Consider the following 24,849-nt stretch of genomic DNA (forward strand, 5'->3'; position numbering starts at 1 on the left):
CCCGCTTTGGGTCATTTATTTCCTTCCCGATCGCCAGATTCTTCCGGCGTGATGCGTTGCGAACCGTGACGTGGCCGCAAGTTTTGTGGAATACCTAAAAGGATGTTTGTTGTACACACGTGACCACCGCTAGCTAGCGTGGAGAGGCGCTGAATTGGGACGCCTAAGAGACGAGCAAATGCTTGGGTCTCTGCTTCACACATTTCCGGGAAGTCTTTAGCAACTTCCTGGATTGGGCAATGCCCTTGGCACAACTGGATCGCTAACGCGTGAGGCCCACCTCGCCTAAGCGTTGCGACGAATCCATCCTTTGTAAGTGCTTCCGCAAGAGTAGCTGATTTTTCGGCAGTCGATTCACCAGACCGTTCCAGAATAGAGCGATATCGCGATTCGAGTTTTTGAGTACGTGCCTGAACGAATTCAGCCACTCCTTCGTTTCCGAGTTCGTTTCGTAAAAATGCCAACGCTTGGTTAGCAAGATCTGCATATCCTTGGCCAAGAAGTTCCTGACCTGCCGCGGTAGCGACGTACCGGCGCGATGGGCGCCCACGGCGTGCCGGACCTTGGCTATTTCCTTCGTGAGTTTGAATAAGATCATCTGCAACCAGGGATGATATGTGACGACGAACTGCCGCTGGAGTGAGAACTAAGATTCGTGCGAGTTCACCTGCTGTGATCGGACCACGTTCAACGATCAAGCGTAGGATCTGTTCGCAGGTCCCTACATCTTCTCCGTCAGTCATGGCCACCTCCAACTACTTCAATCTTTACACAACATTTTTGTTGCAATATTAAAGTTTTGCAAGTCGGATTAGGAAGAGTTACGCCACAATCGAATGCAAAAGTGTCACTAAAACCCGCTATATCGGGCGTTACCCACGTTTTTTCACATAGAACATTGCAGCGAGCACCCCAACAACAAGCGTAGGGCAGGATATATGGCGGCTGAAAATAGCGTCCATAACGTCATCAATGTTCACCCAATGAACAGTTATTTCGCGTTCTTCTTCCATGCGCTCAAACTCAACCGCAGTTGCTTCACGCACGTCTTCAGCCAAGAAGATCGTGATCTTTTCGTTGCTCACACCAGCTGACGCATGAAAATCTACTAGCTCGGTCCATTGCCCCGCCTCATAGCCGGTCTCTTCTGCCAACTCCCGCGCAGCAGCAACTCGTTTATCTTCACCCGCAACATCACACAACCCGGCAGGAATCTCCCACATCATCTGCCGAGGAGCATGCCGATACTGGTTAATCAACAACACGTCCCACGAATCACCGTGAGGCCGAATCGCTACGATGCCCACGGCGTCGTCATGATCCATATACTGGCGAAACGCACGATCCCCCGAATCAAACTCAAGCTGATCGTTCCACACCTCAAAAACGGGACTGGAATACTCGTGCGTCGATGATAAAACTTTGACGTGATCTGGTACCGATACGTCTTCTAACGCGATTTCACCAAGAACAGTCCTGTAGGTGCTCACATCAAACCCTTTCCACGCAAATCATGCCGCATCACGAAAACTACTGGCACCAGCACTCCAAGCCCACCGCACGCAGCCGCAACAAACGCACCCACAATGCCACCACTAGTCATACCCTGAATCCACGGCACGCCAAACCATGCAGCCACGCCTGTCACAGCGAGTACAGGTAAAACTCGAACCAAACGATTCCCATAATCGCCAATGATCCGTGCACCGCTCGTCCGCCGAAGAATCCCTAACAAAACAATTGAACCGACGCTTAAGCCAATCGACAGCGCACTACCAACCCACGCCAATGTAGCCTCACGCCCAGAAACTCCTAGCGCATTCGCAAAAATCAACACGGCAATCGTGGCCGCCCACGCAATCGTGTTCGTCAACACCACATAACGCGGGCGTCCCAAACCATACAGGACGCGAGCACCGTGATATAGAAGCGAAAAACCGACAGCTCCTAATGCCATCGTCTGTAACGCAAGATCCAAGCCCACGATCGGATTACCCAACTCAACCACAGTCTTAGCTGGACCAGCCAACACGGCAATCAACACTGCCGCAACACTCCCCATGACCAGTACAAGGTAAGTCGATTTCCCAACCAACATTTTCAGCTTCGCTGTCTCCCCCAGTTCGCTCGCTTCGGAAATCCGTGGAAACACCGCAGTAGCAATCGGGACAGCCAACACAGCATACGGAACCATGAAAATCGCATACGCATAGTTAAACGCGGCAAACGTGCCGGCGTCAGACAACGCATTCGTGGTGTACATAATCGCAATAATCGCAACCTGTTGAGCCGCCAGCGCAGCCAAACCAGCGCCACCCATACGAACCGTATCGCGCCCAACACCATCAGGGAAGCTCCATCCGATTCGAATCTGAACCAACTTGAGCACCGCAGGTAACTGGACAAGCGAGAACACGGCAACACCCGCAGTTGTCCCCCACCCCAACAAACTCACCGCGGCCATCGTAACCTCAGCAGGTTCTATCTGCGGGCCAACAGTGAGCGCATACCAGGCAAACACACCAACTACCACGATCGACGATAGCAATGGCGCAAGAGCAGGCAACACGAACTGCTTGTGCGCCTGCAACACTCCGGAAAACACCACCGATATGCCATACAACGGGATCTGGATGGCGAACATCCGTAGCAGACTCGTGCCTAACGCGGCTTGTTCAGCAGGCACATCACCAAGCAAGAAACCAACGATCGATGGGGCTGCGAGTATCACTATCACAGCCAGCGGCACCGACACAGACAAAATCCACGTGCACAAAGCCGTGACGGTCTGCGACACTTCTGCCCGGAGATTGCGCGCCATGAAGCGCGACACCAGCGGGATCACTGCACCCGCAAGCGCGCCGCCTGCTGCCACCTCAAACAACACATTCGGAACCGTGTTAGCTGTATCGTACGTACCTGCCACCGCACCATCGGACATAGCCCACGATTGCGCTAACTTACGCACCAATCCCATCATGCGCGAACCCAACGTTAGCAGCGCGATAATGCCTGCTGCTCCCGCAACCGACGATGTCTTCTTCATAAGGCTTCCTTACGGGCGGCCAAACGCATCAATCATAGAAAGAATTCGGTTATGCTCAATCACAGAGGAAAAAGAGACCTTTTCGGAGGCCAAGGTTAAGCCTGCAACGCCCGCAAGAGCCAGCAGCCGAGCTGGCACAGGCAACGTGGCTGCCAATGAAACGCCCAACTGTGCGCCCATCGCATTTGCGCCCAAATCGCCTAGCATGGTTGTACCGTTGAGATCGTCTGGAGCGACCAATGTTCCCGCTCCCATCAGCGCATACAACGGTACTCCCCCATCTTTTTGCACCAAAGCCAGCGGCAAGGCAACCATCCCTGATGCCTTCAACGCCCGGCCTGGCCGCAAATCAAGAAGGTTAATCAGGTTTGCCGTGGAAGCGATCAACAAGGCATCCACGCCAGCAGCTATAAGGCCAGAAAACGATCTTGGCTTTTCCAGGCAGATCCCTGCCACCGTTGCACCAGCACCGATAATCGCGATCTTAGCCACACCGGAAGTTACTTTGCCCTGCTTGAGAGCACCAAGATGCCCACGGAAACCTTTTCCCTGCGCCGCAAAAGAACCTTCACAATGATCATCGATATATCCTGCAGCGGCACCAGCTCCCGTGGCAACTAGGCTAGCACCACGGATCGAACCACGGGCTGTGAGCAATGTGCCTGCCATCATACCGCCGGCAAGCTGTGCACCGCTCACCAAGGATACAGAAGTGCCTTTGAACGAAGGCCGTTCCCACGAATCCAGTGGAAGGCGTTTAGCGGCTTTCCCAATCCCATAAGCGATCGTTGCGCCAGCGGCAGCCGCTAGAAGTTTCCTGATCATGCTGCTGGTTGCTCCTGTGCAGGGGCTTCGCCTGCAGCTGGCGGATTATCGGCAGGTTTAACCGATTCGACGCGAGGTGAGAGGGGGGCACCGGCGCCGTCGTCAAACCCCAGGTGAACCAGAGAATCATTAAGTTCTGCAGCAACTGCCATCACCACGTTCACTGTGCCAATTGCAAGTGATTCATTCAGGTTATCCACAGTAGAAGCACTACCAGCATCGCGGACAACTCGTGCCACATCCGCTGGTGAATCGGCAACTCCAGCAACTACGGTTGGAATGTGCTTAGCGAAACGAGCAGCCAGTTCAGCATAGGTTTGAGCATCATAGGTAGCCTGTGCTTGAACTTCAGAATTCTTTGCGGCTTTCTTATCGATCTCAGCCTGATCCGTGTCAGGAGCAATGAAAACAACGGCCTGCGCTTCGGCTTCGTTTGTTACAGCGATTGTCATCATTGGCCTTTCAGACCCGGTGAAGATGTCACGCAAGGTGGCATTCTGGCCAAAACCAGTCCCCTTGACTGTGAGCTGACGCAAAGCATCCGCCATCATCGTGTTCGCATCGGCACCTTGTTCTGCACCTTCAATATACGATGCCAACTGGGACGCGAATGTTGTGCGGTAGGCGGTTTGGTCTGCTGCCGTCCAGACGTTATTCAAGGTCACCTGCATGTTCACACTTGCGCCTGCCTGGGTAAGACGTTCAGTGGTAGCAACAATCTGTTCCGTGTTGGTGCCTGGCAGTGCCACGATCGCAACGGAACGGCCTGTCAGCGTACCAGAAACCAAGGTTGGAGCAACGTCAGTCCAGGCTGCTTCCTGTTGCGCAATGCTCTTACGAAGTTCGCTGGTCTCATTTTTGAGCCGCGAATTCGCTTCAGATAGCGCCTGAACTTGAGAGTTCAACACGTTGCCGATCGAATTCTGCAACGGGCCGGCGCCCAAAATAATACCAACAGCAAGGGCGATAAATACTGCGCCAAGCGAGACGAGGTGATAACGAAAGTCAACCATGATTCCACCTAAAAAGATTCTTAAACCAGAAAACCGTGTCTGAGAACCAGACATTGACCAAACTAAAAAGAATTTGCCCGGCGTCAGTAACTGCCAGCGATGCCGCGATCACAAGCACGCCTGTGATCAGCAAAAACGCAATCTGCCAGTTAGAAATTCGTGAGCGATACAGTTGGCTCACACCCTTTGCATCGATCAGCTTCGAACCAACCTGCAAACGAGTTAAGAATGTCGATGCCATGCCGCGGCGTCCCTTATCCAGGTATTCGATCAGTGTTGAGTGAGTACCCAACGCAACAATCAGGTTCGCACCCTTGGCATCAGCTAGCAACATCGCGATATCTTCGGATGTTCCTGTAGCAGGGAAGATAACGTGTTCAATTCCCAAGTGTTCTACGCGTTTTTGGCCCGGTGCCCGGCCATCGCGATATGCGTGCACAACAACTTCTGCACCAGATTTGAGGGCTTCATCGGACACAGAGTCCATATCCCCAACGATCATGTCTGGTTTGTATCCGGCTTCGATCAGCGCATCTGCTCCACCATCAACACCGATCAAAATTGGCCGGTATTCGCGGATGTAGGTGCGAAGCGCTTGAAGATCTTCCTTATAGCGGTATCCGCGCACAACAATCAGCGCGTGGCGGCCGGCGAACGACGTGCGAACGTCTGGCATGCCAATCCCGTCGAGAATCAGATCTTGTTCGCGCTCCACATACTCCATCGTGTTTGTGGCGAAAGCCTTGAGTTGGGTAGACATTCCGGCGCGTGCCGCTTCGCGCGCGTCTTCGATAGTCTGCGCTGTTTGTACTCGGCCTTCAGCGATGATTTCGCCACGTTCAGTGACAACGCCCGCAGCGTCCACTTTAATGATGCTGCCTTCGCGTACGTCCATAATTGCCGAACCGAGATCATCGATGAGTGGAATGCCTGCTTCATTTAAGATGATTGGCCCGAGGTTCGGGTAACGTCCTGATGTGGATTTGGCCGCGTTGAGCACTGCACGAGGTTTGCATTCAACGAGTGCTTCGGCTGATACGCGATCCAGATCTTCGTGATCGATGATCGCAATATCACCCGCAACAAGACGTTTTGTTAGGTTCTTTGTTCGGGAATCGACTTTGACGGATCCCTCATGATCGCCACTGAGATCCGCGTTCGCATTCTTACGCCGTTTGAATACCATAGAAATATCATGACACATGTGCGGTGCTAAGTAGTTCAGCCGCGTGTGTGAGTGCCGCTTCAGATTCTTCGTGTCCGGAGAGCATTCGGGCTAATTCGGCCACGCGTTCGTCAGCATCAAGTACTTTAACGTTGGTCAATCCACCGCTTGCGGTGAGATTTTTTTCTACGGTCAGATGGCGTGACGCGTAGGCGGCAACTTGCGCCAAATGTGTTACGGCAATCACTTGGCAACCACGGCCAAGTAAGGCAAGCCTTTCTCCGATAGAAAGTGCTGTCTTACCGCCGATTCCAGCGTCCACTTCATCGAAAATAAAGGTGTGTTCCGCGGTGGAATTGCCGTCAGCTAACACGACTTCGAGTGCGAGCATCACGCGTGACATTTCACCGCCCGAAGCTGTGTTTCCGAGTGGTAATAGTTTACTTCCACGGTGGGGCGCGAGTTGGCATTCGATATCGTCAAGTCCGTGCGAACGGGCTTCGTTCGCACGGGTCACACTGACAGAAAATGTGGCGTCTTTCATGGCTAGTTGCGCGAGTTCTCGCGTTACGGAGATACCTAGTTTTTTGGCGGAAGCAGCGCGCTGTTCGCTGAGTTTGGTTCCGATACGTTCGACTTCATCCCATGCTTTATTCACAGCTTGGGTCATTTTTTCAAGATTTGCTTGAGAATCGGCAATGGCAGCAAGGCGTTCGTCTGCGGTTTCGCGGCGTTCGATAATATCAGCGATATCCATGCCGAGATCGCGTTGAAGCGATCGGAGTTCGGCGCGCCGTTCGTGGATTGCGTTGAGCTGTTCCGGATCGGCGTCCAAGGTTGCGCGCTTGACTCCGAGTTCGTTTGACACATCGGACGCGCGCGAGCTCACCTCACGAAGTACCGTGACGAGTTCAGCCAGGCTTGGATCCGTCGTTGATATTTTGGCAAGTTCATGGGCGGCCCGGTCCAGGTTGTAGAGCGCTCCCGTTTCTTCCGCGTCAAGAGCCACAGCCGCATTGGTCAACGCGTTTCGTACGTCTTCCACATTTTCGAGCACCATCGCGCGCTTTTTTAGTTCTTCTTCTTCGCCTAACACAGGTCTCACCGCATCCACACGCTTGATAAACGCTTGAAGGGCGAGTTTTTCCGTTCCAGCTTGCGCAACTTTCGCCGCGAATTCGTCACGTTCCCGTTGCGTAGTTTGGTAGGTTTCCCACGCGTCGCGATATTTTTCTAGAGTTTTACCGACGCTGGTGCCACCGTACGTATCAAGAACCTTCCGTTGCGCTTGGGGTGCAGTGAGCCGAAGTTGATCTTTTTGGCCGTGAACAGTAACAAGATGCTCACTTAGTTGTTTCAAAATCGCAAGTGGTACCGCTTGGCCTCCAACATAGGCACGAGTTCTGCCAGACGCCGGAACATGACGGCTGACGTAAATGACGGCCTGATCGTCGTCGATATCGACGTCTCCCCCAGCGTTACGCACAATATCGATCGCAGGCGAGTGCGCGTCAACGACAAACGTACCGTCCACAACCGCAGCCTGAGCTCCCGCGCGAACTTTCGCCGAATCGATCTTGGCCCCCATGAGCATCATGAGTGACGTCAAAGCCATGGTCTTTCCAGCGCCTGTTTCACCCGTCAAAGCGTTCAAACCAGGCCCAAACTGTACGTGCGCATGTTCAATAACGCCCAAATCTTTAATACGAAGCTCTTCAATCATGCGTTCTCCCCATCGTAACGCCACCCGTGCGTAGGCAAATTAAACTTCCGAACCAAACGATACGTAAACGGCATCGCGTTCAACCGGGCCAAGGTAACTCTGTGCTGATCTCGCGTCACGCTCACGCGTGTGCCTGCCGGCGCCGAAAACAACCGGCGCCCATCGCACCACACGTGTGCGTTATCGCTATTGATCCGAACCGAGACGTGCGAATCAGGCCCAACCACAAGCGGGCGCGCAAACAACGCGTGCGCCGCAACGGGAGTGACCACGAGTGCATCGACGTCGGGCCACACAACCGGCCCACCCGCCGAAAACGAATACGCTGTAGACCCCGTGGGCGTGGAAACCAAAACCGTATCGCAACTAAACGCCGATAGCGGAACCTCATCAATCGCAATATCAGCTTCGACCATACGCGACACCGGATCTTTTTCAATCGATACTTCGTTCAGCGCCCAACTGCGCGATTCCTTCCCATCAGGAGTTTCGATCACCACGCTCACTGCCATGCGGCGTTCAACAGACCACTCCCCAAGCCGAATCGCGGAAATCACATGATCCAACGATTCCGGGTCAGCTTCCGCCAAAAAACCCATGTGACCATAGTTGATACCCAAAATCGGAAGATCCAAACCATACGTCAATTCGGCAGCACGCAAAATCGTGCCATCTCCGCCAATCACCACAACAAGATCCACACCTGACAGGTCGGCTTGCAACGGCGCAATAGTATCGTCTTCGGCTGTATCCCACGGAACTGTTGGTAGCCACGTGACCTCCACGTGGGCCTCTGTTAATGCGCGCGCCACACGCCTAGCCGATTCAATCACGTCAGGATTACGATCGTGCGACAAGAGAGCCACGTTCCTGGCCATCGCACCTCCTTTAATAAGACCTCGTGCCTTAATGCTAATCGGGTTCAGTGCTGTCCTGCAGGTCCTGCGGCTACGGCTTCGCGGATAGCGTTTTCGAGATCCTCGCCCAACGCATCTGGCGTGCCAGCTTTCATATGAATAAAGTATTCGACGTTTCCTGCAGGGCCTGGAAGCGGAGACGGTGCGATGGCCTGGATACCAAGGCCGTTTTCGCGGGCACATAGCGCCACATTGAGCACTGTTTCGACGTGGTGCTCCGGGTTTCGCACTACGCCACCTGCACCGAGCCGGTCCTTACCGATCTCAAATTGAGGCTTCACCATGAGAAGGAAATCGGCGGTGGGCGATGCACAGGCAACCAGCGGTGGGATAAGTAATGTGAGCGAGATGAAGGATAAATCGCCCACGATCAGCCCTGGTGCGGGAGCAACGACGTCTGGGGAGAGTGTGCGGACGTTCGTGCGCTCATGGACTTCTACGCGCGGATCTTCGCGGAGGCGCCAAGCCAGTTGGCCGTAGCCGACGTCAACCGCCACAACTGATGCAGCACCACGGCGAAGTAACACATCGGTGAAGCCACCGGTGGATGCGCCTGCATCCAAGGCACGTACACCTTTCACTTGAGGGGCAGCATCGCCTAAGTAATCCAGTGCGCCGATCAGTTTGTGAGCACCTCGGGACGCATAATCGTCGCGATCCTGATCGTTGACGATGAGGGCCTGCGCTGGATCCATCTGGCGTGATGGTTTAACAACCACATTTTTATCAAGGAGAACCCGCCCTGCGTTGATGAGTTCTGCTGCTTCGCTTCGGGAACGTGCAAGCCCTCTACGCACGAGCTCTGCATCAACACGGATCAGTTTTGCCATGGTTTATTCCTTTGCGGGTGTCACAGTGTGGCGCGGCCGAGCATGCGCGTCAATTCTTGGTGGACGTTCTCTAGATCGGTGATTTGATCGGATGCTGGCTTACCTGCAAGTGCATCCAGCACCCGAACCGGATCGATCTGAATCGTAGGTTTGGGTGCTGGATGTTCAGGAAGTGGATGACGAGTGTTATCCGCGATCATTGTTGTCACTTGTACCAGAGAGGTTGGAACTGCGGGATCCAATCCATATCTGTTCCGCTATCGACAGCGCGCCATACGGCTGCCACGACGGCCTGGTATTCGGCACAGGTCAGGGCGTCGTTGTTGCTAAGGCTTCTGCCGTTGAGCACGATGGTGTGTCCATCGATTTCAGCATAGATATTTCCAACATACACACGCTTTCCATCAGCGATAGGAGCGTGGTATTCAGTTGACAAATCACGCAAATCAAAAACCGGGTAGGTTGGCCGTTCGTCTATGGAAGCAAGCATGACCTGACGCATGGTTGTCACGCCTGTAAGCACGTGCGCCGAATCATATCCGGTGTGGTTAGCTCCGAGGATATCGGTGTTGAGTCGATCCCCTACTGCGAGAGGGCGCAGACCACCAGATTTTTCAAGGGCCAGCTTGTACATTGTTGGTTCTGGTTTGCCAGACGACGGTGGAACTACTCCAGTAGCATGCGTAATTGCCGCTACAAGCGATCCGTTGCCGAGGTATTCGCCGCGTTCTCGTGGAAGAGTCGCATCCGTGTTGGTGGCAACGTAGATCGCACCAGCGCGAATAGCCAAGGCTGCTTCTGAGAGGTCACTCCACGTCGTTTCTGGGTTCAGGCCATGCAAAACTGCATCTGGCTTATCATCTGCAGATTCTACAATGGTGAATCCTCCTGTGCGGAGGGCGTCATATACGCCCTCCGCACCAAGAGGCAGAACCTTGGCGCCTGCCGGTACCAGCGTGGCTAGGAGCATGACTCCAGTAATGGCGCTCGAAACAATGTCATCTGCTTCTGTTGGGATGCCAAGTGACGAAAGTTGATCCGCAGTATCCTGCGGGATACGTGCCGAATTGTTGGTCATATAAACAACTCGCACGCCTCGTTCTTTCGCTTCCGCATATCCTTCAACAGCACCCGTGGCAGCGCTTGCGCCACGATAGGCAACCCCGTCAAGATCTGACAGGATCACGTCATAAGAATCGAGAATCACGCGGTCACTCATCACTACCCTTGTGGTCTTTTCTTTGGTCTTCTTCAGCGTCAAAGAGTTCGTCGAATGCTTCGTCGAACTCTGGATCTTCTTCATCCATTGGTTCGTCGTCAGCTTTTTCGCCATCAACATCGTCGTCGAAGTTCTCTTCATCGTCGAATTCACTGTCGAATTCTTCTTCGTCAGCTTCTACGATGTCACGAGCTTCTGCAAAATCGTCGTGTTCCATCTCCATTTCTGGTTCTTCTGGGAGATCATCAAGGACGTCATCGAGATCAACCATCATGGAGAAATCTTCGTTATCTTCAAGTACAGCTTCCCATTCGGCACGGAGCTCGGTTGCTTCGTCAAGGCGGCCGAGTTCTTCTAGGCGGTCTGCCTTAATAAGCTGGACGCGAGCTGCGAGTTCCGAATCGAGGTTCTCAACAATAATCTTTTCAAGGACTGAAAGGCCGCCTTCATGATCGCCAGTCTCTGCTCTAGCACCGGAAGTAACGAGTGCGAGTTCAATCTTGGCTTCGGCATCGAGGCGGGCCAGTGGTACACCTTCGATAAAACGGAGAGCCTTTTCTGGGCGTCCCATACCGCGCTCTGAATCGGCTTCAAGCGGGATATGCGAGTAATCGTCGCTCATGCGGCGGTAAGTACGCAGTTCACGTAGTGCTTCTGCGTAACGTCCAGTGATGTATGCAGTAAGGCCAAGCGCTTCGCGAACAACATCGACGCGAGCTGCACGGAGGTATGCAGCATGGGCGTGAGTGTAGGCAACTTCTGGATCGATATCCATCATTTCACCTGCATATGCAAGGTGACGTGCTACAGTTTCGCTATTTTCTTTATTGAGACTCATGAGGTGACGGCGTACCTCAGCATCGAGTGACTGCGCGGTAATCGATTCTGGAATTTCTGCAACAAGGCTATTGCGTTGGTAGCGTTCTTCGCGGCGGTCTCCCCCACGGCGCTCACCACGATCTTCGCGGCGATCGTTATCCCACTTACGTGGCCCACGATCATCACGACGATCATTACGATCGTTGCTCCATCGGCGCTCACCACGATCTTCTCGGCGGTCGTTATCCCACTTACGTGGCCCACGATCATCACGACGATCATTACGATCATTGCTCCAACGGCGCTCACCACGATCTTCGCGACGATCATTACGATCGTTATTCCACCGGCGCTCACCACGATCTTCTCGGCGATCGTTATCCCACTTACGTGGCCCACGATCATCACGACGATCGTTATCCCACTTACGTGGCCCACGATCATCACGACGATCATTACGATCGTTATTCCAACGGCGCCCACCACGATCTTCTCGGCGATCGTTATCCCACTTACGTGGCCCGCGATCATCACGACGATCATTACGATCGTTATTCCAACGGCGCCCACCACGATCTTCGCGACGGTCGTTATCCCACTTACGTGGCCCGCGATCATCACGACGATCATTACGATCATTGCTCCAACGGCGCTCACCACGGTCATCACGGCGATCATTACGGTCATTATTCCAACGGCGCTCACCCGCGGGCTTCCATCCCGAGGAACCACCATCTCGATGAGAGCGGTGTTCGTTATTATTACGGTAATCTGACATATGTTCCTCGGCTTAAATTGTAAAAAATCAGTGGGATGCCCTAATGCATTCGCTGTTCATCTTACACTAGACAGATCACTACGAAACAAGATCTGCGTTGGTTAGGAATGTGTTTCACATGGGGTGCGTATGTTTTGAGGCATGTGTTGCTGAGGCTAAGTTTGGATGTGTGTTTTGTTGCATCTTGGTGGTGTAATTATGATTTTTGGTGTAATTCTGTGCAGACCTTGCGTATTTTGATGCCATTTACCATGCTTTGGCGCCATTTCCCGCGATATAGTGCTATATAGGTGGGGGATTGCGCGGGAGTGCTGTATATGGCTCTCTTGTTGTCTGTGGCGCTTTTTGGTGTCGTGTAGTTGACTGTTGTAGCGCTTCATAGTCTTTGTCTTTAGCAAACTAACATGTCGGTTTAGCGCTTTTTATTGCATCTTGGTGGCGCAATTACACCTTTTGACCCATTTCTATTCACATTTGCCTCATTTAGCACCATTTAGCGTGGTTTGGTGTCTGTGTGGGTTTGTTTTGCCGTGGGTTATATATAAATTTAAGCCCACGCGTATGATGTGTGGGCTTGGTGTGGGTGTATATGGATGTGAGCCCACGCGTATGATGTGTGGGCTTGGTGTTGTTGTGTTGTGGGGTGTGTTTGAGGGGCTGACCGGTGTGTTGGTTAGCCCCTCGATGGTGTGGTGACGGCGGTGTCCTACTCTCCCACACTCTCTCGGGTGCAGTACCATCGGCGCTGGTAGGCTTAGCTTCCGGGTTCGGGATGGGTCCGGGCGTTTCCCTACCGCTGTGACCACCGTCAAAACGGTTGGATGAATAGTTTCTGTGGTTGGTTTGGGGGTTGGGAGTTGTATAGTGGACGCGTGCGTGTTTGTTACGTGTTTTTGTAGGTGGTTGGCCATTAGTACCAGTCAGCTTCACCCGTTACCGGGCTTCTACGTCTGGCCTATCAACCCTATGGTCTGTAGGGGGCCTTCCGATCGTTAGGATCGTGGAAACCTTATCTTAAAGCAGGCTTCCCGCTTAGATGCTTTCAGCGGTTATCCCTTCCGAACGTAGCTAACCAGCGATGCTCCTGGCGGAACAACTGGCACACCAGAGGTTCGTCCGTCCCGGTCCTCTCGTACTAGGGACAGCCCTTTTCAAGTTTCCTGCGCGCGCAGCGGATAGGGACCGAACTGTCTCACGACGTTCTGAACCCAGCTCGCGTGCCGCTTTAATGGGCGAACAGCCCAACCCTTGGGACCTACTCCAGCCCCAGGATGCGACGAGCCGACATCGAGGTGCCAAACCATGCCGTCGATATGAACTCTTGGGCAGGATCAGCCTGTTATCCCCGGGGTACCTTTTATCCGTTGAGCGACGGCGCTTCCACAAGCTACCGCCGGATCACTAGTTCCTACTTTCGTACCTGCTCGACCTGTCGGTCTCACAGTCAAGCTCCCTTGTGCACTTACACTCGATACCTGATTGCCAACCAGGCTGAGGGAACCTTTGAGCGCCTCCGTTACCATTTAGGAGGCAACCGCCCCAGTTAAACTACCCACCAGGCACTGTTCCTGAACCAGGTTATGGTCCGAGGTTAGACATCCAGTACGACCAGAGTGGTATTTCAACAATGACTCCATACCAACTGGCGTTGGTATTTCATAGTCTCCCACCTATCCTACACAAGCCGTACCGAACACCAATACCAAGCTATAGTAAAGGTCCCGGGGTCTTTCCGTCCTGCTGCGCGTAACGAGCATCTTTACTCGTAATGCAATTTCACCGAGTTCGTGGTTGAGACAGCGGAGAAGTCGTTACGCCATTCGTGCAGGTCGGAACTTACCCGACAAGGAATTTCGCTACCTTAGGATGGTTATAGTTACCACCGCCGTTTACTGGGGCTTAAATTCACAGCGTCGAACCACGAGGGTTCTAACCGTTCCTCTTAACCTTCCAGCACCGGGCAGGCGTCAGTCCGTATACATCCACTTACGTGTTCGCACGGACCTATGTTTTTGATAAACAGTCGCTTCTCCCTGGTTTCTGCGGCCATTACCCCTAGCCCGTGAAGGGCTTCAGGGTTTTGGCCCCCCTTCTTCCGAAGTTACGGGGGCATTTTGCCGAGTTCCTTAACCACGATTCACTCGCTCGCCTTAGTATACTCTACTTGACTACCTGTGTCGGTTTAGGGTACGGGCGGCTAGAACCTCACGTCGAGGCTTTTCTTGGCAGCACAGGATCACTCTGCTTCCCCACTAGTGTGGGTCATCATCCAGCCTCACCCCTTAATGTTCCCCGGATTTGCCTGGGGAACGGGCTGCGCTGTTAAACGTGGCAAGCCATTAGCCACGCGGAGCTACCACTCTGCGTCACCCCTGTTAACACGCTTGTCTACTACAAGATCAGGTCCCACGCTCCCCGATACCATCACGCCCGAAGACGTGGATGGATGGTTTGGGTGGTTAGTATCCCTTGGTTCGACAGGGACGGTTCTTCGCCGGTACCAGAATATCAACTGGTTGACCATCGACTACGCCTGTCGGCCTCGCCTTAGGACCCGACTAACCCAGGGCGGACGAACCTGGCCCTGGAACCCTTAGTCATTCGGCGGACGGGATTCTCACCCGTCATTCGCTACTCATGCCTGCATTCTCACTCGTACGAAATCCACAACCAATTACTTGTGCTGCTTCACCTCACGTACGACGCTCCCCTACCCAACAAACAAAGTGTTTATTGCCGCGGTTTCGGCGGTGTACTTAGCCCCGCTACATTGTCGGCGCAGAATCACTTGACCAGTGAGCTATTACGCACTCTTTCAAGGGTGGCTGCTTCTAAGCCAACCTCCTGGTTGTCACAGCAACTCCACATCCTTTCCCACTTAGCACACGCTTAGGGGCCTTAACCGGCGGTCTGGGCTGTTTCCCTCTCGACTACGAAGCTTATCCCCCGCAGTCTCACTGCCGTGCTCTGACTTACCGGCATTCGGAGTTTGGCTGACGTCAGTACCCCGATAAGGGCCATCGGCCATCCAGTCGCTCTACCTCCGGTAAGAAACACACGACGCTGCACCTAAATGCATTTCGGGGAGAACCAGCTATCACGGAGTTTGATTGGCCTTTCACCCCTACCCACAGGTCATCCCCTCCATTTTCAACTGAAGTGGGTTCGGTCCTCCACACGCTCTTACACGTGCTTCAACCTGCCCATGGGTAGATCACCCCGCTTCGGGTCTAGAACATGCAACTCACACGCTTTTTAAAACTCGCTTTCGCTACGGCTTCCCCACACGGGTTAACCTCGCTACATGCCACTAACTCGCAGGCTCATTCTTCAAAAGGCACGCCATCACCCCTACCAAGGAGGCTCTGACGGATTGTAAGCGTCCGGTTTCAGGTACTATTTCACTCCCCTCCCGGGGTACTTTTCACCATTCCCTCACGGTACTTATCCACTATCGGTCACACAGAGTATTTAGGCTTACACAGTGGTCTGTGCAGATTCACACGGGATTTCACGGGCCCCGTGCTACTTGGGCACCACATAAAGCAGGCAGGCATGTTCCAACTACCGGACTCTCACCGTCTACGGTCCAGCTTCCCAACTGATTCGTCTACACACCATACATTTATCACTACCCGACCCAGTATCGGCTGGATCAAACATGGCCCCACAACACCACACGCGCAACGCCCGACAGCTATCACACACGCATGGTTTGGCCTCATCCGCTTTCGCTCGCCACTACTCACAGAATATCTTTTCCTGCGGGTACTAAGATGTTTCACTTCCCCGCGTTACCCCCACACACCCTATACATTCAGGTGCGGGTAACCAGAAATAACTCTGGCCAGGTTCCCCCATTCGGACACCCCCGGATCACAGCTCGTTTGCCAACTCCCCGAGGCTTATCGCAGGCTACAACGTCCTTCATCGGCTCTGCATGCCAAGGCATCCACCGAACGCTCTTGAACACTTACAAAAAACCAAAGATGCTCGCGTCCACTATACAATTCTCAACCACCACACCAACACCACACCCACACGCCACAACAACCGTCGCAACACGCAAGCACAGGCAGCACAGGATCTATTATCCCACACCCCAACAGCATGCCAACCCTCATACGATAAACCACTAAAAACCACTACCCAACCACCAGGCTAGGCACCACACAACAATAAACACAATAACGCGTGGTACGTGACTCCTTAGAAAGGAGGTGATCCAGCCGCACCTTCCGGTACGGCTACCTTGTTACGACTTCGTCCCAATCGCCAATCCCACCTTCGACCGCTCCCCCTCAAACGAGTTAGGCCACGGGCTTCGGGTGTTACCAACTTTCGTGACGTGACGGGCGGTGTGTACAAGGCCCGGGAACGTATTCACCGCAGCGTTGCTGATCTGCGATTACTAGCGACTCCGACTTCATGGGGTCGAGTTGCAGACCCCAATCCGAACTGAGACTGGCTTTAAGGGATTCGCTCACCCTCACAAGCTCGCAACCCTCTGTACCAGCCATTGTAGCATGCGTGAAGCCCAAGACATAAGGGGCATGATGATTTGACGTCATCCCCACCTTCCTCCGAGTTAACCCCGGCAGTCTCTCGTGAGTCCCCACCATAACGTGCTGGCAACACAAGACAAGGGTTGCGCTCGTTGCGGGACTTAACCCAACATCTCACGACACGAGCTGACGACAACCATGCACCACCTGTACACCAGTCCGAAGACTCACACATCTCTGCATAATCCCGGTGTATGTCAAGCCTTGGTAAGGTTCTTCGCGTTGCATCGAATTAATCCGCATGCTCCGCCGCTTGTGCGGGCCCCCGTCAATTCCTTTGAGTTTTAGCCTTGCGGCCGTACTCCCCAGGCGGGGCACTTAATGCGTTAGCTACGGTACAGAACCCATGGAAAAGGCCCCACACCTAGTGCCCAACGTTTACGGCATGGACTACCAGGGTATCTAATCCTGTTCGCTCCCCATGCTTTCGCTCCTCAGCGTCAGTAACGGCCCAGTAACCTGCCTTCGCCATCGGTGTTCCTCCTGATATCTGCGCATTCCACCGCTACACCAGGAATTCCAATTACCCCTACCGCACTCTAGCCTGCCCGTACCCACTGCAGCCCCGGAGTTAAGCCCCGGTCTTTCACAGCAGACGCGACAAACCGCCTACGAGCTCTTTACGCCCAATAATTCCGGACAACGCTCGCGCCCTACGTATTACCGCGGCTGCTGGCACGTAGTTAGCCGGCGCTTATTCAACACCTACCCTCAACTTTCGCCTTGTTCAGTGTTAAAAGGAGTTTACAACCCGAAAGCCTTCATCCCCCACGCGGCGTCGCTGCATCAGACTTCCGTCCATTGTGCAATATTCCCCACTGCTGCCTCCCGTAGGAGTCTGGGCCGTATCTCAGTCCCAATGTGGCCGGTCACCCTCTCAGGCCGGCTACCCGTCGACGCCTTGGTAGGCCATCACCCCACCAACAAGCTGATAGGCCGTGAGCCCATCCCCCACCAGAAAAAACCTTTCCAACCCCCACCATGCGGCAGAAGCAGAATATCTAGTATTAGACCTCGTTTCCAAGGCTTATCCCAAGAGAAAGGGGCAGGTTACTCACGTATTACTCACCCGTTCGCCACTAATCCAACCCCCGCAAGCAGGAGCCTTCATCGTTCGACTTGCATGTGTTAAGCACGCCGCCAGCGTTCGTCCTGAGCCAGGATCAAACTCTCCAAACAAAAAACCAAACACCCACAAAAGGCATCCAATCAATACATCCGAAAAGCCCAACAGGCTCAACAAAAAAAGACAAACCAAAACTAGCTCATCCAAAAAACAGCATCAAACCAACCAGCAAAAAACCAGCCAGCCCAACACCAAAAAAATATCGTAAAAAAGCTGACACACTATTGAGATATCAAACAACACACCCACACCCAACAACCACCCACCACAAAAGCAGACAACCATCAAGAAGGCAACATCACGAAGAAAACCATCCCGCAAGAACCGTTCCAGCCCCTCGCAACGAATAAATACTCTACCCACCCACACCCCACAACGTCAAACCAAACCAACGTAACCCCCACCACACATGGCATTTAGCAACGATCAGATCCCTGCGCAGGAAGCGCTCTTACCCATAGATCCTTATCCACAAGGGCAAAGCACATACAAAAAGGGAGCGAGGGCCAAGCCCTCGCTCCCTTCACGCCAGCATTAGCGTAGATGTCTACCAGATTTAACGTAAATATCTACTCGATTTGGCGCAGATATTTACCCGATATGGATAACAGCCATATTCTTACGGCCCTTGCGGATCAGGATGACTCCACCAGCCAGAACATCGGCTTCGGTCAATACACGTTCTTCGTCATCAACCTTCTGGTTGTTCAGCGAAACACCACCGGCACCGATGGTTCGGCGTGCCGCACCGCGGCCCTTTTCAAAGGCAAGATCTACAAGAACGTCTTGCAGGCTTGCACCCAGTTCCGCTTTTACGGACGGAAGTTCAGCAACGGCATCGCGCAGGGTGGCAGCGTCAACGTCAGCAGGTTCCTTCTTTCCAAACAGCACGGCAGACGCATCCTTAACACGGGCGGTTGTCTCCGCACCGTGAACCCACGTAGTGACTTCATCAGCCAACACTCGTTGTGCTTCGCGTGCAAACGCACGTTCCGCAACTTCAACTTCAAGTTCTTCAATACGTTCCTTTGGCAGGAAGGTAAACACCTTGAGCATACGGATCACATCGTTATCCGCCGTGTTCAACCAGAACTGGTAGAACTTGTACGGGCTCAGCATTTCTGGATTCAGCCACACAGCCCCGCCTTCAGTCTTGCCAAACTTGGTGCCATCAGACTTGGTAATGAGCTGGTTCGTCAGAACATGAACGCTCTTGCCTTCCACCTTGCGAATAAGTTCCATACCACCAACGATGTTGCCCCATTGATCGTTGCCCCCCAGCTCCAACGTGCAGTTGTACCGGCGGAACAATTCGAGGTAATCGTTTGCTTGCAGGATCTGGTAAGAGAATTCGGTGAAGGAAATGCCTTCGTCTGATTGCAAACGCCGCGCAACGATATCCTTAGACAGCATGGTTCCCATACGGAAGTGCTTGCCCAGATCGCGCAAGAAATCGATGGCGCTCATGGATTGAGTCCAATCCAGGTTGTTCACGGTAATGGCCGCGTTTTCGCCGTCGAAATCAAGCAAGGATTCCAGCTGATCGCGCAACGATTGGGTCCATTGCGCAACGGTCTCACGTGTGTTGAGGGAGCGCTCCCCCTTTGGCCGCGGATCGCCGATCAAACCGGTAGCGCCGCCAACAAGAACAATTGGGCGATGCCCCGCCATCTGCAAGTGCCTCATCATCTTCACGGCAACAAGGTGGCCATGGTGTAAGGACGCCGCGGTTGGATCGAAGCCACAATAGAACGAGATCTTCTCCTCGTTAAGAGCTTTGCGTAGCTCATCAATATCCGAGTGCTGAGCAATCAGCCCGCGCCACTGGAGTTCTTCGAGGACGTCAACCAAGGGAGTTCCTTTCAATCGTTCTAGATGTACAAAACGTACAAGAACTATTGTGCCTCACGGTTCGCGCACTCTCCAACTTTGTGTAGAAGGGAGTGTGGGACGTACCGCAGTGGAAGCGAGTCTGCGAGCAACCACGTAAACTATTTTTATTGAAAAGTTGATTATTGAACATCGAGAAGTTGATTTTATCGTGTTGAAACAAGCTATTGTCATGGCCTTGGCTTTTATGGGGCTGATTATTGGTGCAGGTTTTGCATCGGGCCAGGAACTCCTCCAATTTTTTATTGCTTTTGGTATTCCAGGTATCTGGGGTGCACTTGGAGCAGCGGCGCTTTTTGCGCTGTCTGGGTATATCGTGATGCAGTTGGGGTCGTATTTTCAGGCGAAAGAGCATTCGGCGGTTTTCGATGAGGTGTCTCATCCGATTGTCTCCCGTTTGTTGGATGTGTTCACCGTTTTGACCTTGTTTTCGATGGGGTTTGTAATGATTGCTGGAGCGGGCGCGAATTTCCATCAGCAATATGGACTTCCGGTGTGGGTTGGTTCTTTGGTGATGGTTGGATTGGTGATCGGTGCTGGCATGCTCGACGTCGATAAGGTCACTGCCGTTATTGGTTTCATCACCCCGTTTATTTTGGTGTTCATTATTATGGCGGCAATTCATTCGTTCACGGATGCCACACTATCGATTAGTGCCTTGGAGCCAGTTGCCACCACGTTAAAGCCGGCAATTTCTTCATTACTTTTATCCATGATCAATTACGTCACGATGTCAATGGCGTTGGCTATTTCAATGGCGTTGGTGATGGGTGGCAATCTTTTGAACACTCGCGTTGCGGGGTTGGGTGGCTTACTTGGTGGCGGTATTTTCGGCATCATGTTGGTTGCGGCCGTGTTGGCAATTTTCGCACAGATTGACAAGGTAAAAGATGCTCCGATGCCAATGCTTGAGTTGGTGAATCAGATTCATCCGGTAGCAGGTACTGCGATGGCAGTGATCGTGTATGGCATGATTTTTAATACTGCGATTGGGTTGTATTATGCGCTTGCGAAGCGTGTTACTGCGTCGTGTCCACAGCTTTTCTTACCTGCGATTACGATTCTTTCGTTGATTGGTTTCGGTTTGTCGTTTATTGGTTTCGAAGCGCTTGTGGGCACGTTGTATCCGATGATTGGGTATGCGGGCATGATTATGATGGCGATTTTGGCGTACGCCTGGTTTACTCGCCGCGAGGAGATCAAGCATGAGGACAAGCTTCGCGCACGTATTCGCCGTTTGTTGCGTGTGAAGTGGGATGTGACTCGCGTGTTCACGCGCCGTCACGAAAACGCGTTGGTTGCTGCGTTGGAGGAATCGAACGTTGATTCGTTGGAACAGCACCGTGAAGTTTCTGCCGAAGTAGTTGCGGAGATTGAGGACGACGACGAAGCCGACGTCGAACCTGCCTGGGAAGTGATTTCTCAGCAATGGGAAGAAGAAGCGGCCGCCGAAGAAAACGGTGAAGTCATCACTGAGGGCGAGATGGATCGGACAGAAGCCCGAGTTCAAGCACTCGAAGCGCAAGCACAAGATATCGAACGGCCTGAACAACGCTAAGTAATACGTTGAAGGGCGACGCACAAGGCGTCGCCCTTCAACGTATCTGCTTATTACAGGCCGAATCCTTGTGCCTTGACATGGTCAAAGAACGCGTCTTTCACCGGAGTCGATTGTAGTTTTCGCACAACCTGGGTGGTAAACGCATCCATTCGCCTATTCATGTCACGGGTATCGTAATAGGTGGTCATCTCCGCATCGTAATCATGGAGCGCTTCACACCATGATTCTGGTTCACAGTAGGCATTTTCCATTACTCGTAAGTTTGTTGGAATACGCGGTTTAAGCTGCGGTTCTTGCCCAGGATAGCCCACGATCATTCCTAACGCAGGGAACGTGTAACGTGGAAGGCTCAAGGCTTCTACTAATGCTGGAATGTCATTAAGGATCGAACCGAGTAACGTAACGCCCAGCCCAGCCGATTCTGCTGCCACAGTCATGTTCTGAATCATCAACACGGCATCCGTGAAGCCTTCACGGAAGGCATCTGCAGATGTTGCTGGTGTGGTATCTGCACAATGTTCTTCTAAAATCCGGAAGCTTCGGCGAGTATCAACAATTGCCACAATCAATTCAGGAGCACGTGCAATGTACTCTTGGCTCCCGATCTGCGCTAGCCGCCCACGAAGTTCTGGCGATGTGACCCGAATCAAGGCGGCATGCTGAAAACCACGCGAAGTTGACGTATGCATAGCAACCTCAAACAGCGTAGCCATCACGTTTTCTGAGACGGGCGTATCTGCAAACTCTCGAATCGATCGATGCGCCAACTGCGCATTGATCGTGTCATTCATGATGCGTCCTCAGTTGAACGTGCATGGGCAGTATCCAACAGCTCCCCCTTTAATTCAACAGCGCGTTCAGCCGAAGCTGTAATCACAAGAACCGTGTCGTCACCTGCGATGCACCCTAAAACGCCATCGATAACGGCACGATCAAGCGATGACGCTAAGAGTTGCGCAGCGCCAGGAGGCGTACGGAGCACAATCTGGTTTTCAGCATGCTGCGCGCTCACCAACAGTTCACGTGCCCACCGATTTAACTGGGCCCGAACACCATTATCAGCCACCGCAAGATCATTGACTGCAGGGATTCGATACACCCGCTGGCCAGCCGAATTATGTTCTTTATATGCGCGCAATTCTTCCAAATCACGCGAAAGCGTAGCCTGAGTTACTGCAATCCCCTGTTCTTGCAACAGGCGACGCAGCTGCCCTTGAGACGAAACTGTGGTAGTTTCAACAACTGCAATAATTCGTGCTTGACGTGCGGCCCTTGTTGTTGGGATAGAAACACTCATGCGTACTCCTTTAACTCTGCCATCGCTGCAATAAATGGGCGCAGATCATCTCGCGTAATAATCAACGGTGGCAACAAGCGAATCTGCTCCCCACTTGTTGACGACACTAAAAAGCCTTTTTCTCGAAGCCGGCGTTCGTAATCTGCTGCATCCGGCACCGCAACTGCCAGCATCAGGCCTTCGCCTTGGACTTCATAGGCTAGCGCCTCCAACTGAGCCTTCAGCCAGGCACCAGTGCGAACCACGTGAGGCAACAATGGCTCCACTGTGTTCAACACACACAAACCTGCCGCCGTAGCCAACGGATTACCACCAGTAGACGAAGCCTCCAATCCGCGCTGAACCAAACGGCCCGCCGTTTGAAAACCAATAGTCACACCGATAGGAACGCCGCCACCCAAACCACGAGCAACCGTAATCACATCAGCTACCACACGCGGAGTATGAGCAAACCAACGGCCAGTCCGGCCAACAGCAGAAAGCGACTCATCAACAATCAGCAACGCCCGGAACCGATCGCACAAATCACGAACGCGGCCCAGTTCGTGATCGTTCAAACGCTCGATGGAACGGCCATGGTGAACGTCGATAACGCACGCCGCAACGTCGTCGTCAAAAGCACTCTCCAACTCCGCCGCGTTCTGAACAACCTGAACCCCAGAAAGAAGCGGCTCAAACGGGGCACGATACGCTTCGTCAGCCAACGACAAAGCGCCCATCGTACGCCCATGATACGAACGATTCAGAGTCAAAATCCGGCCACGCGGCTTATGCAAGCGAGCCATCTTCAACGCAGCTTCCATCGCCTCCGAACCCGAATTCGAAAAGAAAACCCGCGCCGTAGCACCCAAATATCCTTCATCGGACAAACACTGCTGCAAACGTTCCGCCAACGCAACCTGCGGCTCCGTAGCAAAACTATTCGATACGTGACAGATCTTCTCCGCCTGCGCCAACAACGCAGAACGCAACTGCGGATGATTATGCCCAAGTGACGTGACCCCACCACCGGAATCCAAATCCAAATAGGATCGCCCCTCAGAATCCCATACGGTAACGCCCTCTCCCCTGGTCAAAACCAACGGAGGCAAGCCGTATGCGGCCATCATGCTTTGATCGTAACGCGGAATCAGATCAGACATACCGAACCTAACTTCTACTCAACTTCTCGCATAACTATACAAGCGAAACCTGAATAGAACGTGACAAAAAGATGTTAGCCCCGTAACGTCTTACGCATTCTCCCACGGAGTCAAACGCAACTTGCGCTCTTCGGGCCCGATGCCACGCTGCGAACGCGCCCGCAAATCCGCAAGCAAATCCGTGCCTGCACGAACCTGCGCACCCGCAATCCCGTCAAGCTCACCATCAGCAATCGCACCAATAATCTCCGCAACCTCAGACGGATCGTTCCACTCCGTACGCCCCTCATGCATCACACGATTCGCAGTCATATCAGTACGCACAACACCCGGCGCAACCGAAAACACCCGCAAACCAAACTGCGCACCCGCCTCATGCAACGAACCAGCAAACCGCAACAACGCAGTCTTAGACACGTAATACGACGACGCCAAATCCGCATCCCACACCGCAGCACCAGACGACAAATCCACAATCCGGCCGCCACCACGCTCAATCATGTGCGGAACCAACGCGTGCGAAATCAAATACGGGGCACGCACATTAATCTCCTGTGTACGCCACCACGCCTCCGGATCCGTCTCCCACGGCAACGCTTCTTCCGCCATGAAGCCCGCATTATTCACAATCAAATCAACCGGGTACTCCGCGATCGAATCCAACGTGCGATTCAACGCTGAGGCGTCAGCCAAATCCACACCGAACGTGACAACCTCTGCCCCACGCGCATTACACGCCCGCGCCGTATCGTAGAGCGCTTCCTGTGAACGAGCAAGCAAAAGAAGCGTGCGACCGGGGCAAGCCAGCCGGCGCGCCAGATGAGAACCAATACCGCGCGATGCGCCGGTGAGCAAAACAGTGTTCGAAGCAGTCATAAGGGCAGTCTAGCGCGTGAGGCGGGCACATGTGCCCGCCTCACTGAGTGTTGTTAA

19 protein-coding genes and 3 rRNA genes are annotated in these 24,849 nt (G+C 53.3%); 1 reads left to right on the top strand and 21 read right to left on the bottom strand.

Annotated elements, in window-relative coordinates; genetic code table 11:
• Window positions 1–11 precede the first annotated feature (11 nt).
• The 17 genes from ARCH_RS04770 to tyrS all read right to left on the bottom strand — a co-directional run bounded on the left by ARCH_RS04770 (window position 12) and on the right by tyrS (window position 19,877).
• Complete coding sequence (locus ARCH_RS04770) at window positions 12–743, bottom strand: helix-turn-helix transcriptional regulator (protein ID WP_013170156.1); 732 nt, start codon at window positions 741–743, stop codon at window positions 12–14.
• A 129-nt stretch (window positions 744–872) separates the two neighbouring features.
• Window positions 873–1,490 carry an NUDIX domain-containing protein gene (locus ARCH_RS04775; protein ID WP_013170157.1) on the bottom strand — a complete coding sequence of 206 codons (618 nt, stop codon included), beginning with the start codon at window positions 1,488–1,490 and terminating at the stop codon, window positions 873–875.
• Entirely contained in the window at window positions 1,487–3,046 is a 1,560-nt protein-coding gene (gene murJ, locus ARCH_RS04780) for a murein biosynthesis integral membrane protein MurJ (RefSeq protein WP_013170158.1), read from the bottom strand. Before murJ ends, ARCH_RS04775 begins: the two co-directional genes overlap by 4 nt.
• A 9-nt stretch (window positions 3,047–3,055) precedes the next feature.
• The gene (locus tag ARCH_RS04785; RefSeq protein ID WP_013170159.1) at window positions 3,056–3,871 is read right to left on the bottom strand and encodes a hypothetical protein; all 816 of its coding nucleotides are present in this window, start codon (window positions 3,869–3,871) and stop codon (window positions 3,056–3,058) included.
• Window positions 3,868–4,884 (bottom strand): copper transporter, encoded by a 1,017-nt coding sequence (locus tag ARCH_RS04790; RefSeq protein ID WP_013170160.1) that lies wholly within the window; start codon window positions 4,882–4,884, stop codon window positions 3,868–3,870. Before ARCH_RS04790 ends, ARCH_RS04785 begins: the two co-directional genes overlap by 4 nt.
• Window positions 4,877–6,070 (bottom strand): putative cytokinetic ring protein SteA, encoded by a 1,194-nt coding sequence (gene steA, locus ARCH_RS04795; protein WP_049765825.1) that lies wholly within the window; start codon window positions 6,068–6,070, stop codon window positions 4,877–4,879. Before steA ends, ARCH_RS04790 begins: the two co-directional genes overlap by 8 nt.
• Before the next feature lie 7 nt (window positions 6,071–6,077).
• On the bottom strand, window positions 6,078–7,772 hold the full coding sequence (gene recN / locus ARCH_RS04800; RefSeq protein WP_013170162.1) for a DNA repair protein RecN: 1,695 nt from the start codon (window positions 7,770–7,772) through the stop codon (window positions 6,078–6,080).
• Window positions 7,769–8,650, bottom strand: a complete 882-nt coding sequence (locus ARCH_RS04805) for an NAD kinase (RefSeq protein WP_013170163.1) — start codon at window positions 8,648–8,650, stop codon at window positions 7,769–7,771. The genes recN and ARCH_RS04805 overlap by 4 nt, the downstream gene beginning before the upstream one ends.
• A gap of 44 nt (window positions 8,651–8,694) precedes the next feature.
• Window positions 8,695–9,519: a TlyA family RNA methyltransferase gene (locus tag ARCH_RS04810; protein ID WP_013170164.1), complete on the bottom strand. Its 825-nt coding sequence runs from the start codon at window positions 9,517–9,519 to the stop codon at window positions 8,695–8,697.
• 20 nt (window positions 9,520–9,539) lie between these two features.
• Window positions 9,540–9,719, bottom strand: a complete 180-nt coding sequence (locus tag ARCH_RS04815) for a hypothetical protein (protein ID WP_113722191.1) — start codon at window positions 9,717–9,719, stop codon at window positions 9,540–9,542.
• 5 nt (window positions 9,720–9,724) lie between these two features.
• Window positions 9,725–10,738: an HAD-IIA family hydrolase gene (locus ARCH_RS04820; RefSeq protein ID WP_013170166.1), complete on the bottom strand. Its 1,014-nt coding sequence runs from the start codon at window positions 10,736–10,738 to the stop codon at window positions 9,725–9,727.
• Window positions 10,731–11,576, bottom strand: coding sequence for a tetratricopeptide repeat protein (locus ARCH_RS09355; RefSeq protein ID WP_049765897.1), 846 nt, complete (start codon window positions 11,574–11,576; stop codon window positions 10,731–10,733). Before ARCH_RS09355 ends, ARCH_RS04820 begins: the two co-directional genes overlap by 8 nt.
• The gene (locus tag ARCH_RS09920) at window positions 11,573–12,244 is read right to left on the bottom strand and encodes a hypothetical protein (RefSeq protein WP_145961614.1); all 672 of its coding nucleotides are present in this window, start codon (window positions 12,242–12,244) and stop codon (window positions 11,573–11,575) included. The genes ARCH_RS09355 and ARCH_RS09920 overlap by 4 nt, the downstream gene beginning before the upstream one ends.
• A gap of 784 nt (window positions 12,245–13,028) precedes the next feature.
• Window positions 13,029–13,145: ribosomal RNA gene (gene rrf, locus ARCH_RS04830) — 5S ribosomal RNA — on the bottom strand.
• Window positions 13,146–13,226: 81 nt separating this feature from the next.
• A 23S ribosomal RNA gene (locus ARCH_RS04835) occupies window positions 13,227–16,314 on the bottom strand.
• 234 nt (window positions 16,315–16,548) lie between these two features.
• Window positions 16,549–18,079 (bottom strand): 16S ribosomal RNA (locus tag ARCH_RS04840).
• Together the 16S, 23S and 5S rRNA genes form the textbook arrangement of a ribosomal RNA operon.
• 538 nt (window positions 18,080–18,617) lie before the next feature.
• The gene (gene tyrS, locus ARCH_RS04845; RefSeq protein WP_013170168.1) at window positions 18,618–19,877 is read right to left on the bottom strand and encodes a tyrosine--tRNA ligase; all 1,260 of its coding nucleotides are present in this window, start codon (window positions 19,875–19,877) and stop codon (window positions 18,618–18,620) included.
• A 190-nt stretch (window positions 19,878–20,067) separates the two neighbouring features.
• On the opposite strand from tyrS, the gene ARCH_RS04850 reads away from it, so the two are divergent.
• A complete protein-coding gene (locus ARCH_RS04850; protein ID WP_013170169.1) occupies window positions 20,068–21,474 on the top strand; it encodes a YkvI family membrane protein in 1,407 nt (468 codons plus the stop codon).
• Between the two features lie 53 nt (window positions 21,475–21,527).
• Here the strand turns inward: ARCH_RS04850 and ARCH_RS04855 are convergent, their stop codons facing one another.
• The 4 genes from ARCH_RS04855 to ARCH_RS04870 form a co-directional block, all read right to left on the bottom strand.
• On the bottom strand, window positions 21,528–22,268 hold the full coding sequence (locus ARCH_RS04855; RefSeq protein ID WP_013170170.1) for a nitroreductase family protein: 741 nt from the start codon (window positions 22,266–22,268) through the stop codon (window positions 21,528–21,530).
• Window positions 22,265–22,774, bottom strand: coding sequence for an arginine repressor (argR, locus tag ARCH_RS04860; RefSeq protein ID WP_013170171.1), 510 nt, complete (start codon window positions 22,772–22,774; stop codon window positions 22,265–22,267). The genes ARCH_RS04855 and argR overlap by 4 nt, the downstream gene beginning before the upstream one ends.
• Window positions 22,771–23,916 carry an aspartate aminotransferase family protein gene (locus ARCH_RS04865; RefSeq protein ID WP_013170172.1) on the bottom strand — a complete coding sequence of 382 codons (1,146 nt, stop codon included), beginning with the start codon at window positions 23,914–23,916 and terminating at the stop codon, window positions 22,771–22,773. The genes argR and ARCH_RS04865 overlap by 4 nt, the downstream gene beginning before the upstream one ends.
• A gap of 90 nt (window positions 23,917–24,006) precedes the next feature.
• Complete coding sequence (locus tag ARCH_RS04870) at window positions 24,007–24,792, bottom strand: SDR family NAD(P)-dependent oxidoreductase (RefSeq protein ID WP_013170173.1); 786 nt, start codon at window positions 24,790–24,792, stop codon at window positions 24,007–24,009.
• Window positions 24,793–24,849 lie beyond the last annotated feature (57 nt).

Source organism: Arcanobacterium haemolyticum DSM 20595 (assembly GCF_000092365.1).
Classification (GTDB): domain Bacteria; phylum Actinomycetota; class Actinomycetes; order Actinomycetales; family Actinomycetaceae; genus Arcanobacterium; species Arcanobacterium haemolyticum.

Bases quoted from the DNA above. Each gene is read 5' to 3' on its own strand.
- ARCH_RS04855 (WP_013170170.1), bottom strand. From the start codon at position 22,268: ATGAATGACACGATCAATGCGCAGTTGGCGCATCGATCGATTCGAGAG.
- ARCH_RS09355 (WP_049765897.1), bottom strand. From the start codon at position 11,576: ATGAGTCTCAATAAAGAAAATAGCGAAACTGTAGCACGTCACCTTGCA.
- ARCH_RS04865 (WP_013170172.1), bottom strand. From the start codon at position 23,916: ATGTCTGATCTGATTCCGCGTTACGATCAAAGCATGATGGCCGCATAC.
- ARCH_RS04810 (WP_013170164.1), bottom strand. From the start codon at position 9,519: ATGGCAAAACTGATCCGTGTTGATGCAGAGCTCGTGCGTAGAGGGCTT.
- steA (WP_049765825.1), bottom strand. From the start codon at position 6,070: ATGGTATTCAAACGGCGTAAGAATGCGAACGCGGATCTCAGTGGCGAT.
- ARCH_RS04820 (WP_013170166.1), bottom strand. From the start codon at position 10,738: ATGAGTGACCGCGTGATTCTCGATTCTTATGACGTGATCCTGTCAGAT.
- ARCH_RS09920 (WP_145961614.1), bottom strand. From the start codon at position 12,244: ATGACCGTAATGATCGCCGTGATGACCGTGGTGAGCGCCGTTGGAGCA.
- ARCH_RS04785 (WP_013170159.1), bottom strand. From the start codon at position 3,871: ATGATCAGGAAACTTCTAGCGGCTGCCGCTGGCGCAACGATCGCTTAT.
- murJ (WP_013170158.1), bottom strand. From the start codon at position 3,046: ATGAAGAAGACATCGTCGGTTGCGGGAGCAGCAGGCATTATCGCGCTG.
- ARCH_RS04790 (WP_013170160.1), bottom strand. From the start codon at position 4,884: ATGGTTGACTTTCGTTATCACCTCGTCTCGCTTGGCGCAGTATTTATC.
- argR (WP_013170171.1), bottom strand. From the start codon at position 22,774: ATGAGTGTTTCTATCCCAACAACAAGGGCCGCACGTCAAGCACGAATT.
- recN (WP_013170162.1), bottom strand. From the start codon at position 7,772: ATGATTGAAGAGCTTCGTATTAAAGATTTGGGCGTTATTGAACATGCG.
- ARCH_RS04805 (WP_013170163.1), bottom strand. From the start codon at position 8,650: ATGGCCAGGAACGTGGCTCTCTTGTCGCACGATCGTAATCCTGACGTG.
- ARCH_RS04770 (WP_013170156.1), bottom strand. From the start codon at position 743: ATGACTGACGGAGAAGATGTAGGGACCTGCGAACAGATCCTACGCTTG.
- ARCH_RS04870 (WP_013170173.1), bottom strand. From the start codon at position 24,792: ATGACTGCTTCGAACACTGTTTTGCTCACCGGCGCATCGCGCGGTATT.
- ARCH_RS04815 (WP_113722191.1), bottom strand. From the start codon at position 9,719: ATGATCGCGGATAACACTCGTCATCCACTTCCTGAACATCCAGCACCC.